The organism is Algoriphagus lutimaris, assembly GCF_017051705.1.
Taxonomy (GTDB): domain Bacteria; phylum Bacteroidota; class Bacteroidia; order Cytophagales; family Cyclobacteriaceae; genus Algoriphagus; species Algoriphagus lutimaris.
Window position 1 is genome coordinate 1 of record NZ_JAFIDJ010000013.1, and the last position, 392, is coordinate 392.

Annotated in this window: 1 protein-coding gene; it reads right to left on the minus strand. The window is 53.3% G+C overall.

Going from position 1 to position 392, the window contains the following annotated elements:
• Positions 1-164: 164 nt before the first annotated feature.
• Positions 165-392: phage tail protein (locus JYB62_RS19595; protein WP_205647086.1), on the minus strand; the 228-nt coding region annotated here is incomplete at its 5' end.

Here is a 392-nt window from a genome sequence, read left to right on the forward strand (position 1 = left end):
AAAATCTGGATCATTCCCGAGCGCTGCGGCCAGTTCATTCAGCGTATTCAGTGCGTCAGGTGACGCGTCGATAACATCTGCAATCGCGGCCAGTACAAAAGCGGTGTTCGCAATCTGGGTATTGTTTGTTCCCCTGAGCGCGGTTGGTGCTGTTGGCGTTCCGGTCAGTGCCGGACTGTCCAGTGGGCTTTTCTGTTCGTTTCATCCATTACCACCTTAACCGCCTTTGGCGTTGCAGCAAGCGTTTCAGACGTGCTGTTGGTTGCACTGCTGAGCTGCACTATCCCCTTTCTCGTTGTGTCCGCATCCTCAAGCGCGACAGCTGAAGCTATATCTTCTGCACGTTTTGCCGAATTTTTTGCACGTATTGCCGCCGCTTCTGCCGCACTTTT